We start from the raw sequence: 13,987 nt of genomic DNA, 5'->3' as shown, positions 1-13,987 counted from the left end.
GTGGGTCCGCGGTGCCGGTTAGCCGGCCGGCCGGCTCCGCGCCGCGCGGGATCGGCCATACCCGGCGAGGGCGTGGAAGGCGGCCTTCGGTGTCCATGAGCCGTCCGGCAGCACCCGGACGATCCCCCGCGCGGCCAGGTCGTAGTCGTGCGCGGGGTCGCCGGTGGTCGGTAGGTGCCGGTTCGCGAACGTGTAGACGAACGCCGCCTCCACCCCGCCGGCCTCGTAGTCGCGCAGCAGGTCGACGAGGTAGCGGGCCTGGCCCTCCTCGTCGCGCTCCAACTCGGCGGTGAGCGTGGCGGCGCGGCCGTGCTCGTCGTACGTCACCGGCTCGGCCGCGCCCGCGACGTCGGCCGCGCCGCGGTACGTGCAGCAGCCGAACTCGGTCGCGGCGTACGGCTTGCCCTGTCCCACCGCCGCCGCCAGGGTCTGGGGGAACGCCGCGGCGTTCGTCGCGTCGCGGTAGCCGGCGTCGCTGGCGATGATGTCGAACGGCGCCCAGTCGACGTCCTCAAGCGGGATCGAGGCGTATCCGACGGGGCCACCGAAGCGTTCCCGCACCGCGGGCACCGCCTCGGCGAGGAAGTCGCGCACGGCGGCCCGGGCGGCCGGCAGCGCCTCCCGTATCCGCATCGGATCGGTGCACAGCGCCATCCGCTCGGCCAGGTCGCGGCCGGGCAGGAAGCCGTCGGTGAAGATGGAGATCTCGGAGCCGGTGAGGTACACGACCGGGGCGCCTCCACGCCGCAGCCGCTCGGCCCGCTCGGCGCCGTCGAGCACGAACGCCATGAGTTCGTCGCGGTCCAGGCCGTTGGTGAACGGGCAGTACCACACCTCGAGCCCGGCTTCGGCCGCCAGCCGCGCGGTCAGCTCCAGCCGGTCCTGGACGCCGCCGGTGATCCGCACCGCGTCGCAGTGCAGCTCGTCGCGGATGACACGCATGTCGTCGCGTACGGCGTCGGGCTCGAACGGCTCGTGGGTGGTGGACCCGGCGCTCACGAAGCCGGTGTCGTAGTTCATGCCGAAGACGCGCATCAGGAACCCTCTCCTTAAGGTACGCCTCGTACCCTATAAGGTACGGCGAGTACCCTGCAAGACATGGGTACGCGGCGGCGGGGCGAGGAACTGGAACGGGCGATCCTGCTTGCGGCGGCGGCGGAACTGCGCGAGTCGGGATACCCGGCGATGACGATGGACCGGGTGGCCGCCCGCGCCGGCACCAACAAGAACGCCATCTACCGCCGGTGGCCGCACCGCGCGGCGCTTGGCATCGCGGCCTACCGCCACCTGTCCGACGCCGCCCTGCCGCGCCCGGACACGGGCAGCCTGCGCGGCGACGCGCTCGAGATGCTCCGGCGCGCAAACGAGACGTGGTCGTCGCCGCACGGAGCGATCCTGCGCGGCCTGCTCGCCGCCGCGGCCGACGACCCGGAACTGCTCACCCTCATGCGCGAACGGTCCGGCGCGGACACCATGGACCGCGCGTGGATCGGGATGCTCGAACGGGCCGCGGCCCGTGGCGAGGCGCCGGCGGCGGCCACCCACCATCGGGTGGCGACCACGCCGATGATGCTGCTACGCGCCGAGTACGCGATGCGCGGCATTCCCTCGGTCCCCGACGAGGTGCTCGTCGAGATCGTGGACGAGGTGTTCCTGCCCCTGGTGCGCGGTCGCGGCTGACGCGACTGCTCCGGCGCCCGCCTCAGGCCCCGCCACCCGCCAGGAGCGGGAGGTAACGGCCCAGCTCCTCGGCGAACCGGCTCACCGCGACGAGCCCGACGTGCCCGTCCGGACGGACGACGAAGAGCGCCTCCTCGTCGTGCGCGACGCCGTAGATCGCCTGGATCGCGTCGGCGCTTTCCGACGACCCGCGCCGGACGTCGAGCACACGGAAGGCCTCCGCCGGGTCGCGTCGGCCCATGACCGCCTCGCCGCCACCGACCGCCTCGTCGCCGAACGCGAGCGCGGTGAACTCCACGCCACGCATGAACTCGAACAACCGGAGTCGCGAGCCGTCCGCGAGGGTGAGGGGCGCGTCCGGGGCCCGGTCACCGGCGCGGACGATGCCCGGCTCCGGTCGGGTGTCCCGGCTGAGCCGGCGTCCGCGATAGTTGTTCCGGAGCTGGAAGATGTCTGCCGTCTCGCCGCGGTCATCGGCGGCGTCCAGCCCGTTCATCAGGCGCGCGGCGATGGGACGGCGTTCCTCCTCGTAGGTGTCCAGAAGGTCCGGCGGAGCGCCCCGCAGGACCATGCTGAGCTTCCATCCGAGGTTGTGTGCGTCCTGGATGGCGGTGTTCATCCCCTGACCGCCCGCCGCCGGAACGGCATGCGCGGCATCTCCGACGAGGAACACCCGACCGACGCGGAACCGGCTCGCGATCCGCTCGTTCGTCCGGCTGACGGTCATCCAGGGAGCATCGTCGAAGGTCACCGCGACGCCCTCGGACCGCTCGTCGAACAGCCGTTGGACGGTGGCCAGTTCGAGAACGGGGGCGTCCGCACCCGGCAGGAGCGGAGCGACGAACTGGTAGGTGTCCGTGCCCGGCAGCGGGCAGACGGACACCCGGGCCGCCGGATTGTCGGGCTGCGACCAGTTGTGCCAGTAGGAACGGTCAAGCCCCGTCGTGCGGACGTCCGCCGTGAGGAACCGCTCGTCGTCCCTGGTCACACCGTCGAACGTGACGTCGAGGGCTTTCCGTACGGTGCTGGCCGCGCCGTCGGCGGCGACGACGAAGGATGACCGGAGACGTTCGGTCCCGCCGGGTCGGCGGATCGTGGCGGTGACCCCGGCACCGTCCTCGGCGACCGCGACGAGCGTCGACTGATATTCGACCTCCACGCCGAGTCGACGCAGCGCGTCACGGAGGATCTCCTCGGTCCGCCATTGCGGCACCATCCAGGTCTCCGGATAGGGAACACCCGGGTACGCCGTCGGCTGGCCGATCCCGAGCATGTCGTAGAGCGACTTCTCCCAGGCCAGATGGCCTCCGCGATAGCTCCGCCAACGCGGAAACGGCCCACCGGAGGCCAGCACCTCCTCGACGACGCCGAGCGCGTCGAACACGTCAAGCGTGCGGGGCTGGATGCCCTTCGCCCGCGAGCCTGGCGCGGGCGACGCGGCCCGCTCGACAAGCCGGACGTCGACGCGACGACGCGCGAGTTCGAGTGCGGCCACCAGACCTGCGGGCCCGGCGCCCACGATGAGAACAGGAGGATTCACCGACGCAGTGTGTCGGGACTCCACGGACGCGCCAACCGATTATCCGGTTATCCGCCGCTCATGTCCCGCAGATGCCGCAGGTCTTCCGGCACCGGGCTGTCCGGCCGGTAGACCAGGGGAGCATCCCCGTCCGCCGTGGCGGCGGGCGCGTCGGCGAGCGAGAAGCGGTCCCGCAGGCGTCCGAAGAAGTCGGTCGAGCCGAACCGGAGGATGCGCAACCGCCACGGCGCGGCGTACGCGGCCACCCAGTCGCCCGGGTCCAGCACCCCCCGCAACTGCCCGTCGATGCTCACCGCGACCTGCCCCGACCGTGGCAACACCCGCACCCCCACGGACTCCTGCGGGGAGAACAGCAGGCTGCGGTTGAACGCCATGTGCGGGGCGACCGGAGTGAACACGAGCGCGTCGAGCAGTGGCGACAGCACCGGCCCGCCGGCCGCGAAGCTGTAGGCAGTCGAACCGGTGGCGGTGGCGACCATCACCGCGTCGGCGGAGTACGAGGCGAACAGCCGCCCACCGATGTATATGCCCAGGCTCGCCTGCCGGTCCCGGGCGAGCTTCTCGAAGACCACGTCGTTGACGGCGACAACGTCCAACGGCACCCCCCAGCCGACGGCCTCCGGCGTGCTGTCGCGCACCCCGGGCGGAGGCATCGCCGGACCCCGGCCGAAGCGCAGCAGCGTGCCGAGTTCCGGAGGGATCTCCAGGGGGCGGGAGGCGCGCATGGTCAGGGTCATCCGCTCCTCCACGTCCACCGGGCCGACCCGGACCGACTCAAGCGCATCGAGCACGCGCTCCGGCGGCACCTCGGTGAGGAACCCGACCCGCCCGACGTTGACCCCGAGGACCGGACAGTCGACCGCCGCGGCGATGTGCACGCCGCGCAGGAAGGTTCCGTCCCCGCCGATCGTGACGATCAGGTCGAGCGAGCCGATCGCTCGTGCCTCGTCCCGGCCGGTGCGCCGCCCGGTCGTGTGCCACACGTCCAGCTCGACCGTCTCGATCCCCTGGTCGACGCCCCAGGCCCGGATCTCGTCAGCGGCCCGGGTCGCCTCCGCCTTGCCGGAGTGCACCACCATGCCGATCCGTTCCAACCGCATCCGTGTCCCCCGGTCCACGCCCGCCACCCCGACCTCCACCGTGACACAAACGCGCCCGCGACGGCGTGGAGATCAGCGCTACTCCCACCCTCACCGGTGCGGCGCGCTGCTCTCCAGTTGACCACTCACGTAGACCTCCACCAGCTCCCCCACGGTCCGGGGAAAGACCTCGTCCTCCAACGCGAGGAAGGGATCAAACCCCACCGACTGTTCGAGCCGCGTGACGAGGACGGCGAAGGCGAGACTGTCCAGGCCGCTGCCGACCAGCCCGCTCTGGAGGCCGACATCGGCGTCCTCGACCCCTTCCTCCCTGAGCAGCTTGACAACTTCGCGAAGGACAATTTCCGCTACGCGCTCCCGCTCGATCACTGCGCCACCTTCCCCTCTGTTGGTCGTGCGACATACCCGGTCCCGCGTCATGCGGTGGAACCGCCGTCCACGGTGATCAGCGTGCCCGTGACACCTGCGGCGTCCGGGGAAAGCAGGTAGGTCACCGCGGCGGCCACTTCGTCGAGGCCGGCGAACCGACCGATCGGACTGCGGCCCTTGATGCGCGCCAGGCTCTCCGCCCCCAGGCCGCCGGTCATTTCGGTGTCCAGGAAGCCTGGTGCCACCGCGTTCACCGTCACGCCGCGCCGCCCCACGTCGCGGGCCAGCGAACGGGTGAATCCCTCAAGCCCCGCCTTCGCCGCGCCGTAGACGGACAGTCCACGGAAGCCGGTCGAGGCAACGATGGAGGAGACGTTCACGACACGCCCCCGGCCCGCGGAGATCATCGGACGGACAAGATGTTTCGTCAGCACCATCGGCGAAACCAGGTCGAGTCGCACCGTTTCCCAGATCGCCCTGTCCGGCACGAGCGGCAGGAGCCCGTCCGTGCCGCGGGCGGCATTGTTCACCAGCGCGTAGGGGGCTCCATGTGCCGCCACGATCTCACGCGCCAGCCCCGGCAGGGCGTCAAGATCACTCAGATCGGCGCGGACATGGACGTAGCCCGGACCCACCTCCTCCGGCTCGACCTCGCGGCGGGCGACGCCCACCACCCGGTATCCGTCGCGGTCGAGCCGGTGGGCCACCGCGCGCCCCAGGCCACTGCTGGTTCCGGTCACCACCACGCATGGGCGGTCGCTGGGGGGCAACGCCTCGCTCACGCTCTGCTGACCTTCCCGGTAGGCGACAACGAGAGTTCGGGAACCGCGGTGATCCACGCCGGAGTGTGCGACCGGGGCAGACGGTCGGCGACGAAGGACCGCACTGCCGACTCCAGTTCGTCGGGATCAAGACCGCCGCCGAGCGGCGAGGGCAGCACCTGGGCGGTCAGGATCCAACCGGTGATCGGGCTGCGCCGGGGGGTCACCACGACGTCCGCCACCGCCGGATGCCCACGGATCACCTCCTCGACCCGCTCCGGCGAGATCTTGTCCCCGCCCACGTTCACCATTCCCGACCTCCGGCCGACGAAATGGACCCGATCACCGCGAAGCTCGACGAGGTCGCCCGTGCAGACGAATCCGTCCGGCAGAGCCGAGCTGCTTCCCGGCGCGTGCACGAAGAGGACACCGTCCCGGATCTCCAGTGCCACACCGCCGGGAGCCGTGCCGAGAAAGTCTCGGGGGAAACCCTCCCTGGCGTCGCTCACCGAGAAGGCGGCGCCGGCCTCGGTGGATGCGTAGACGTGCGTGACGCGCGCGGCGAACCGACGTCTCAGCGCGTTGATCAACGACTGTGTCGCGATCTCACCGCCAAGGGTGACCTGTCGCAGCGGGAGGTCGTCGGAGGCCTTGCTGCGCAGAATCATCCGCCACATCGTCGGAGTCGCGGACAGCGCGTCGACACCGGCCCCGGCGAACCGCTGAAGCCGCTCGTCGAGGCCAGCGGCGTCGCGGGCGTCCACCAGGGTGTCGCCGCCGTGAATCGCCTGGAGGAGGACCTGGATGCCCGCCATCCGCGTCGGTGCGAACAGGAGTCCCCAGCGCCGCCGCTCGGGGTCGCCGCGATCCGGCCCGGGGTTGGCCGGGCGGGTCCGCCGCGTCAGGGAGCCGATGCTGTGATCACTTGGCGTGGGCGTCCCCGTGGTCCCCGAGGAGAAGATCCGCCAGGTCGTCCGCACCTCGGCGGTCCCGTCCCCCGCCGACGGTCCGCCGTGCGATCCGTCGGCGCCCATCGAGACCTGAACCCCGGTTTCCCGGAGCACCACCGCCTCCGCCGAGCTGACGGTCGGGCCCAGCTCGCCCACGAACTCGACCCGGGCGGCCCAGCCCTCCATCGCGACCATGGCCGCGGCAACCAGGCGGGCGCTCTGCCCCACCAGGGCCACTGTCGCACCTCGGGGTACGCGACGTCGCAGGCCGAGAGCATCACGGTGCAGCTCGCACGCGGTGAGCGGCGGTGACCCGTCGCTGATGATGACCGGACGGCCGGGCATTCCGTCGTGGCGTGCCACACCCACCTCGAAACCATTCATCCTGTTCCCCTACTGCACCGCAGGCCCCGACGCCTGGCCGGAGCGAATCGACCGGAGCGAGAACTCGTAGAAGATCCTGTTGTTGTCGACCACGCACGGGTGAGCCGCGTACATGTCCTCGCGTCTCGCCCGACGTAGCACCCGGTTGCTTGTGGATCCGCAGCAGAACGCCTTGTACTCGGGCGTGAAGAAGATGTCGGACAGGAGGGCCATGGCCGGGTCGAGAACTTTGGACTGCCCATCGGAGTCCACGATCCGCACCCAGGAATGGAGAACCAGTCGTGCGCCGCCGAAGATGTAACCCCACTCCAGCTCCGCCGGGATGCCCAGTTCCCGCAGCTCACCCAGCAGTAGCTGACACAGCGAGCCGCAGTCGCCAACTCCCCGACGCCTGGTGCTGGCGATGTCGGACGAAAGTGTCGTTGGCGTGTAGTGGAAGCGGTACCGCCGGATGAGGTCGTTCCAGACCTCCCGCGCCCGCGGATCCCGCACCGTGGCGTTGGTTCCGCTCAGTTCCACCCGGCCATGCCATTCCGCCCGGCCGACCTGGATGTCTTCCCGCTGCCACCGCACATCCGGGAGGACGGGCGCGATCCACTCGGACGACTGGCACTGGTCCGCACGGGGACACCGGGCCCAGCCGACGATCTCGTAACGCCGCGCGGAAACCCAGTCCGCGCCGAACGACTTCAGCATCCGGGCGAAGAAGATCATGATTCGCTCCGGGTTGCTGCGGCCGGTGCCACTGAGAAGTCCCAGGTTCCAGACGTCGCAGTAGTCGTGCCGGCCACCCTCCTCGGGGAGACCGGCGGCAACCAACCGCGCCAACTCCTCGGGCGTACACCGCAGGGTGTCCAACGCCTCGGTCCTACTGATCCAGATCCGGTGTTCGGGCGGGGTCGGAACAACGACACGCAGGGTCCCGGCCAAAGTCATGAGGAAACCGCCGAACTGCTCGGACATCAGTGACCGGCACTTTCGTATCGCGCGAGCCCGTGCCGGAACACGGTCATCCCGAGCCACAGACAGTAGATGGCTACGAGCGGCGTCAGCAGACCCAGCCAACGGGCCGTTCCGTGGGCGAGAACGGCCGCGGCGGGAAAGAAACTCATGAACGCGTAGGGCAGCACAACCGTGAGGGCGATCCGGACACCGAATCCATAGACCGTGATGGGGAACCGAGCCAGCTCGCCGAAGCTGTGCATCGAGAACGCGAACATGGAGTACGGGGACCGCAACCAGAAGGCCGCGCAGTTCGTGACGAGGTTGAGCCCGATCTTCACGCCGGCCGCGGCGATCACGAGCAGCAGTCCGAGCGCGACGCGACCGGGGTCCCATCTGACGTCGACCTGCCGCACCGCGGTGATCAGCAGACCGGTTCCGAGGACGAGATTGCCCAGGCCGTTCATCCCCACCGCGGAACTGAGCACCTGGAGCACAGGTGGATACGGCCGCAGCAGCATCGCGTCCAGTTGCCCGTAGTTGACAGTCACCGCAAGCGTCCAGGCGCCCTGCGCGAACAGCACGCTCAGCCCCTCCGCGACGACCACGAGCGCATAGATGAGCACGACCTCCCAGAACTGCCAACCGTTGATCTCCGGGATGCTCCGGAAGATCGCCCACAGGAAGATCACCCCGACCGCCTGTACGAGGACCGCGGACAGGCTCATGATCCAGAAGTCGGCTTCGTACTGGAGTGTGGCGCGCACCTGGGCACCAAGCAGCCGGCGGTAGAGCCACAGGGTTCGTCGTGCCTCAGCCACCATGGACGGTCAGCTTTCGACAGGCGGCCGACCACATCACTCGCGCCAGCCACCACAACCCGACCGCCCAGCCCGCCTGGACCAGCACCGCAGTCGTCGCGCCGCTGCCGTCCAGCGAGCCGGTGTAGAGCAGGGCCGGGGTCGACGCCATCCCCACGAACGGCAGGTACGTGGCGACGACTCGCATCCCCTCGGGCAGGAAGACCAACGGTACGAGCGCTCCGGAGAACAACGTGATCAGGGCGATCCGGGCGGCCTGCACACCCACGTAGTTCTGGGTCCAGAAGACGAGCAGACCACTCAGATACACGACTCCGAACCGCAGCGGCAGCACCAGCAGTGCGGACAGGAGAAACAGCGGCAGGGTGTCCCGGTCCGGCAGCGGCATGCCGCCGAAGAGCGCGACGGCCGCCAGGACGACCACGATCGCCGTACCGGCCTCGTAGACGGCGAACCCGATGCTCTCGGCCAGGCGCGACCACTGGTAGTCGACCGGCCGAACCAGGTCCATGGCCACCTCACCCTGCTGGATGCGGTTCGCCATGCGGTAGTCGGTGTAGCTGGAGACCAGCGATCCGGCGACGAACGCCACCAACAGGTACGCCTTCATGTGCGGCCAGTCGAAGCCCTGCCGTGGGCCGGCGGAGAGCACCGAGCGCCACAGGTACAGCATGGACAGAACCCCGAACGCCGAGGCCAGCATGCCGAAGAGGAAGCTCGTCTGATAGGCGAGAAGGCTCTTCAGCGCCGCCCGGGCCATGCTCCGGTAGGCGCGTATCCGGCGTGCGCGGGTGTCGGCCGGCAACGGCGTCGCGCCGGCGGTCACGGGAGTCATGTCCCGGGCTCCAGCCGTAGCTGTCCCGCGTACACCTTCCGGACGACCGTCTCGATTGCCGGTTCGTCGATGTGCATGTCGACGATCTCCGCCTCGGCGAGCACGGCGGCCAGCACCTCCCGCGCGCCGACCGTCAGGCGGTCGAAGGTGACCGTGAGCTCCCGGTCGTCCGACCCCCCGCGAACCTGGACTCCCGGCAGTCGTGCGGTGAGCCGCTCGACACTCGGCAGGACGGTTGCCAGCTCGAAGGACATCGACCGCTCCCGGACGTGGACGTCCTTCACCGACTGAAGGTCACCGTCGTAGACCACCCGTCCCGCATCGATGATCACGATGCGCCGGCAGATGTCCTCGATGTCGGCGAGATCGTGGGTGGTGAGCATGACTGTCGTTCCGTCCGCCACCAGTCGGCGCACGAAGGAACGCACCCGGTCCTTCACCGAGATGTCCAGGCCGATCGTCGGCTCGTCCAGGTAGACGATCCGCGGTTCGTGGATCAGAGCCGCCGCGAGGTCGGCCCTCATGCGTTGCCCCAGCGACAGCTTGCGGGCGACGACGGGGAGAAGTTCGGCCAGGCCGAGGACGCTGTCGAGGCGGGCCAGTGTCTCCCGGTATCGCGCGGCGCCCAGACCGTGCATGTCCCGCAGAAGTTCGAGCGAGTCACGTACCGGCAGGTCCCACCAGAGCTGCGTACGCTGCCCGAAGACGACGCCGACGCGCCGCGCGTTCTCCACCCTCGCCCGGTGCGGCACCAGGCCGTCGACGTGGACCTGTCCGGCCGTCGGAACCAGGATCCCGGAAAGCATCTTCACCGTGGTGGACTTGCCGGCGCCGTTGGGCCCGACGTATGCCACCGCCTCGCCAGGCGCCACGGACAGGTCGATGCCGTCCACGGCGACGTGCTCGGAGAATCGACGCTGGATCAGGTGCCGGAGGGAGCCGCGGAACCCCGGCGCCTTGTCCGGCTTGCGGAAAACCTTACGCAGACCCACCACTTGGATCAATGTCACCGGGCGAGCATGCGCCATTTCCATCGCCACGACAACCGTCTTGCCCCGCCCGCGTGCCAGAGATACGCTCCGACGCGAGCCACTTTTTCTGAAACGAATGACTTCTTGGCGGATTATTCGCCGATGAAGGTGCGCACGGGGACGGAGAAATGTGGAAATTCGCTTTCACGCGTCGTCCGGACGAACCGCCGAACTGACCTGGGGCCAGCAGCGGATGGCGCAGTTGATGGCGGATCTCCGACCGGATAACGCCTCTCTGAACATCAGATTCGCGCACCGGATAAAACCTGGCACGACGGTCGAGGCCGTCGCGTCCGCGATCAAAGAAATGATCGAGGCGTGCGAGTCCGTACGGACCCTTTACACGCCGACCGCACCTGCGGCACAGCAGCGGGTCATGACCGAGGGAATCATCCAGGTCGCGGTGATCGCCACCGATGCGGCCACCTTCACGTCGGCCCTCGAATCGGCCGGGGAGTTGGCGGGAACCCAGTTCGAGGCCGAGGACCTTCCCATTCGCGTGCGCATCCTGACCGATCGGGGTGGTCCGGCCTTCGTCCTGTTGGCCATCAACCATCTCGCGTCGGACTTCGTCGGCGCCCACTGGCTGGCCTGGCACCTCCGCCATGTCCTCGAGACGGATTTCTCCGGCGACGAGCCGTCGCCGATCCATCCCGTCGATGTCAGCCGGTGGGAGAACAGCGAGGCCGGCCGGCGGGAAGGAGCCCGTGCCCTGCTTCGGCACGAACGCAACCTCGCGAGAATGCCCCAGAGCATGCTGCCGCGGCTCCCGGTCGAGCCCTGCCGTCCCCGCTACCAGTACGTGGCGATGCAGACGTCGGCCGGCGCGTGGTGCCTGAGCCACCTGGCCGGACGGCACGGCGTCAGCGAGACAGCGGTCGGCCACGCTGTTCTCTCCCTGGTGCTTGCCCACGCCAGCGGGCTGGGCCGGGCCCACCTCCAGGTGTGCGTCAGCAACCGGGCCGACCGGGAGATGGCGACGGTGGTGGGTTCCCTCACCCAGGACGTTCCGACCTGCGTGGAGATTGACGACGCCGACCTCGACGCGCTGCTGCGCCGGTCCGAAGGCGCCGTCCGCCATGCGACCCTGACCGGGCGCTTCCCGCACCAGGGCCTCTTGGAGGCGCGCAAGCGCGTCGAGGCGCACCGGGGCTTCCCGCTCGACCTCTCCTATTGGCTCAACAGCCGACTCTTCGTGCCGCTGTCCGTGGGAGAGCCGACCGCCGCACGGCTCCGGGAGGAACGCGCCAGAACCTCGGTGGGACGACGGGGCGGCGACCAGTGCAGCACGAGCACCCTGTTCTGCTACCTGGACCGCCGGAACGACATGCTCGAGGTACTGACGCTCGTCGACACCGCCTACGTAGCTCCCGCCGAGGCGGAGCAGTGGTTGCGTGCGTTCGAGTCGATCCTCGTCAGCGCGGTTCTGCGACCCGAGCTCAGCACCGGGGAACTCGTCGCGGAGACAGGTGTCGTGTCGTTCCGCGCGACGGATGACTGGGTCAAGATCGACCACAGTTGGATTCATCTACCCACCACGACGGTGCGCCTACGTGAAGCGCTCCCGGGCACGACCCTACGGCTTGCGGTGGAGACGTTCGATGGTCAGACCTCCCTGGTGGCGATGGTGGCCGACCCCAGGGCCGGCCATGACACGAGCGCTTCCTCCGGCGCCGCCGTCGTCGAGGCGCTTCGCGGCTGCCGGGTCGCCATGCGGCCGCACCGGTTCACGCGGGAGGCGGCGGATGCGGTCACACGTTGATCTTTCCGCCGGCCCCGCGGTCCGCGGGCGCTCCACACGGCGACACTTCCGGGAAGTCGCCGATATTCTCGGTGCAGCGAAGACATTGACCCCAGGAAATTTCCAGGTGTGATCGGGCTCCCGTGCAAGTGCCCAGAAGCTACAGTTGCACATACCGCAGGCCATCACGGCGCTCAGGTTCGGCCCCCCACGAGCGGCGTCACCGGAGCCCGAAACTTTCGACTGGTTGTTCGGTATTGCCGACCGGTTCACCCCACGAACGGAGAACACCAAGCCCACGGAGAGCCGGTCAGCGAGGCATCAGCAGCTGTTCACGGGGAGGACAGGTTGATCGACAGCGACGATCCGCTTGAGGTCGTGGAAGTGTGGACCGAAGGAAGCCAGCAGGAGGTTGTATCGGTGCCGATCCGGTCGCTCCTGCCGGGTCAGGGCCCCCGCGCGGACGGGATCGACGAGACGCACGTGCGGCTGCTGGCCCAGTCCGAGCTGCCGCACCCGCCGATCCTGGTGCAGCGGAGCACCATGCGTGTCATCGACGGGATGCATCGCCTGGAGGCGGCGCTGCTCCGCGGTGCGGACACCATCCGGGCACTGATGCTCGATGACGACGATCAGATGGCGTTTCTGCGCAGCGTCACAAGCAACGTCAAGCACGGTCTCCCGCTGACCCTGGCCGACCGCCGCGCCGCGGCCGAGCGTCTACTGGAGATGTTTCCGCACTGGTCGGACCGGTCGCTCGGCCGCGCCACCGGCCTGTCGGGCAACACGATAGGCACGCTGAGACAGCGCAGCGGTCAGGTCATGCCGGCCGAACGGACCGGCCGGGACGGACGGGTGCGGCCGACCGACGCCGACACCGGCCGAAAGGCGGTCGTCGCGCTCCTGGCCGAACGCCCGGATGCCTCGCTGCGCGAAATCGCCCGGCTCGCGGGCGTGTCACCGAACACGGTCCGCACCGTACGTCAGCGACAGCACGAAAGCTCGACCGGTTCTCCGTCTCCGACTCGCGGGTTGTCCGCGGCCAAGGAGCCGGCCGTTGCGCCCGAGCCGATCCGGGACGTTGCCGCTTCGGCGCTGGAGAACCTCGCCAAGGATCCCTCCGTGCGCTACACCGAGGCCGGCCGCACCCTGTTGCGCATGCTGCATCAGCAATTCAGCCTCATCTCCGACCCTGACATCATCAACGCACTTCCACCGCACTGCCTTCCGCTGGTGGCCCGCCTCACCCGCGGGCTGTCACAGCAGTGGGAGCAGCTTTCCGCACAAGCGGCGACCCGGGTCCAGACCGAGGTCAGCTGAGCGCAAGCACGAAATGCGCAGCGCTCCGCGCCGATGTCGTGCGTCCACACTGAAGCGCCGTCCTCAACAGCTCTTCGACAGGGCCAGCTCAGCGAGCGCACCGATCGACACGCCGGGTCCCGGAATCACTAAACATTGACATGCATGGATTGCGCTGTGATGCTTTCCCCATGATGAAAACCACCGCGCAGGAAATGTCCGCGCAAAACGCCGAGGTCTCCCTCAACGAGACCGTCCAGGAAACGTCCACCGAGAACGTCGAGAACCTCTTCGAGGAGGTAGACCTCTTCTCGACGGCCCTTATCCAGGGCGGCTGCACCGGCGCATTCACGGCCCTGTAGTCCAACTGTTGCGTGCTAACCGGTCGCCTTCCGGCCGGTTAGCACGCGCCTTCCTGACATCGCGCCGCCCTGCTCCCACATCGGTGCGGCGCGAATGAGTCAGTGCCATTCGAAAAGATAGGAACCTGTTTTGGATACGCTAGCTGAGGCTGTCGCAGTAAATGGCGCTGAC

14 protein-coding genes are annotated in these 13,987 nt (G+C 69.1%); 4 read left to right on the top strand and 10 right to left on the bottom strand.

The window, feature by feature from the left end:
* Window positions 1–18 precede the first annotated feature (18 nt).
* Entirely contained in the window at window positions 19–1,035 is a 1,017-nt protein-coding gene (locus tag SM450_RS13010; RefSeq protein WP_474619968.1) for a hypothetical protein, read from the bottom strand.
* 63 nt (window positions 1,036–1,098) lie between these two features.
* On the opposite strand from SM450_RS13010, the gene SM450_RS13005 reads away from it, so the two are divergent.
* Window positions 1,099–1,680: a TetR/AcrR family transcriptional regulator gene (locus tag SM450_RS13005; RefSeq protein WP_474619967.1), complete on the top strand. Its 582-nt coding sequence runs from the start codon at window positions 1,099–1,101 to the stop codon at window positions 1,678–1,680.
* Between the two features lie 22 nt (window positions 1,681–1,702).
* On the opposite strand, the gene SM450_RS13000 is transcribed toward SM450_RS13005, so the two are convergent.
* The 9 genes from SM450_RS13000 to SM450_RS12960 form a co-directional block, all read right to left on the bottom strand.
* The gene (locus tag SM450_RS13000; protein ID WP_474619966.1) at window positions 1,703–3,220 is read right to left on the bottom strand and encodes an FAD-dependent monooxygenase; all 1,518 of its coding nucleotides are present in this window, start codon (window positions 3,218–3,220) and stop codon (window positions 1,703–1,705) included.
* Window positions 3,221–3,267: 47 nt separating this feature from the next.
* Window positions 3,268–4,338: an NAD(+)/NADH kinase gene (locus tag SM450_RS12995; protein ID WP_474619965.1), complete on the bottom strand. Its 1,071-nt coding sequence runs from the start codon at window positions 4,336–4,338 to the stop codon at window positions 3,268–3,270.
* Window positions 4,339–4,410: 72 nt separating this feature from the next.
* A complete protein-coding gene (locus tag SM450_RS12990; RefSeq protein ID WP_474619964.1) occupies window positions 4,411–4,689 on the bottom strand; it encodes a phosphopantetheine-binding protein in 279 nt (92 codons plus the stop codon).
* 47 nt (window positions 4,690–4,736) lie between these two features.
* On the bottom strand, window positions 4,737–5,471 hold the full coding sequence (locus tag SM450_RS12985) for an SDR family NAD(P)-dependent oxidoreductase (RefSeq protein ID WP_474619963.1): 735 nt from the start codon (window positions 5,469–5,471) through the stop codon (window positions 4,737–4,739).
* Window positions 5,468–6,769, bottom strand: coding sequence for an ANL family adenylate-forming protein (locus SM450_RS12980; RefSeq protein WP_474619962.1), 1,302 nt, complete (start codon window positions 6,767–6,769; stop codon window positions 5,468–5,470). The genes SM450_RS12985 and SM450_RS12980 overlap by 4 nt, the downstream gene beginning before the upstream one ends.
* Before the next feature lie 24 nt (window positions 6,770–6,793).
* Window positions 6,794–7,747 (bottom strand): transglutaminase domain-containing protein, encoded by a 954-nt coding sequence (locus SM450_RS12975; protein WP_474619961.1) that lies wholly within the window; start codon window positions 7,745–7,747, stop codon window positions 6,794–6,796.
* Window positions 7,747–8,550 carry an ABC transporter permease gene (locus SM450_RS12970; protein WP_474619960.1) on the bottom strand — a complete coding sequence of 268 codons (804 nt, stop codon included), beginning with the start codon at window positions 8,548–8,550 and terminating at the stop codon, window positions 7,747–7,749. Before SM450_RS12970 ends, SM450_RS12975 begins: the two co-directional genes overlap by 1 nt.
* Window positions 8,540–9,382: an ABC transporter permease gene (locus SM450_RS12965; RefSeq protein WP_474619959.1), complete on the bottom strand. Its 843-nt coding sequence runs from the start codon at window positions 9,380–9,382 to the stop codon at window positions 8,540–8,542. The genes SM450_RS12970 and SM450_RS12965 overlap by 11 nt, the downstream gene beginning before the upstream one ends.
* Window positions 9,379–10,392 carry an ABC transporter ATP-binding protein gene (locus SM450_RS12960; protein ID WP_474619958.1) on the bottom strand — a complete coding sequence of 338 codons (1,014 nt, stop codon included), beginning with the start codon at window positions 10,390–10,392 and terminating at the stop codon, window positions 9,379–9,381. The genes SM450_RS12965 and SM450_RS12960 overlap by 4 nt, the downstream gene beginning before the upstream one ends.
* A gap of 151 nt (window positions 10,393–10,543) precedes the next feature.
* Between SM450_RS12960 and SM450_RS12955 the strand changes: the two genes are divergently transcribed.
* From SM450_RS12955 to SM450_RS12945, 3 genes are all read left to right on the top strand, one after another.
* On the top strand, window positions 10,544–12,175 hold the full coding sequence (locus tag SM450_RS12955; protein WP_474619957.1) for a condensation domain-containing protein: 1,632 nt from the start codon (window positions 10,544–10,546) through the stop codon (window positions 12,173–12,175).
* 327 nt (window positions 12,176–12,502) lie between these two features.
* Window positions 12,503–13,474, top strand: coding sequence for a ParB/RepB/Spo0J family partition protein (locus tag SM450_RS12950; RefSeq protein WP_474619956.1), 972 nt, complete (start codon window positions 12,503–12,505; stop codon window positions 13,472–13,474).
* A gap of 170 nt (window positions 13,475–13,644) precedes the next feature.
* Window positions 13,645–13,815 (top strand): hypothetical protein, encoded by a 171-nt coding sequence (locus SM450_RS12945; protein ID WP_474619955.1) that lies wholly within the window; start codon window positions 13,645–13,647, stop codon window positions 13,813–13,815.
* Window positions 13,816–13,987: the final 172 nt, after the last annotated feature.

This window comes from Micromonospora marincola (assembly GCF_056150385.1).
Note: the sequence above shows the minus strand (reverse complement) of the source record. Positions and strands in the feature narration are given on the sequence as shown.

Coding starts and splice junctions, on each gene's coding strand:
- SM450_RS12975 (WP_474619961.1), bottom strand. CDS start 7,747: ATGTCCGAGCAGTTCGGCGGTTTCCTCATGACTTTGGCCGGGACCCTG.
- SM450_RS12970 (WP_474619960.1), bottom strand. CDS start 8,550: ATGGTGGCTGAGGCACGACGAACCCTGTGGCTCTACCGCCGGCTGCTT.
- SM450_RS13005 (WP_474619967.1), top strand. CDS start 1,099: ATGGGTACGCGGCGGCGGGGCGAGGAACTGGAACGGGCGATCCTGCTT.
- SM450_RS12965 (WP_474619959.1), bottom strand. CDS start 9,382: ATGACTCCCGTGACCGCCGGCGCGACGCCGTTGCCGGCCGACACCCGC.
- SM450_RS12945 (WP_474619955.1), top strand. CDS start 13,645: ATGATGAAAACCACCGCGCAGGAAATGTCCGCGCAAAACGCCGAGGTC.
- SM450_RS13010 (WP_474619968.1), bottom strand. CDS start 1,035: ATGCGCGTCTTCGGCATGAACTACGACACCGGCTTCGTGAGCGCCGGG.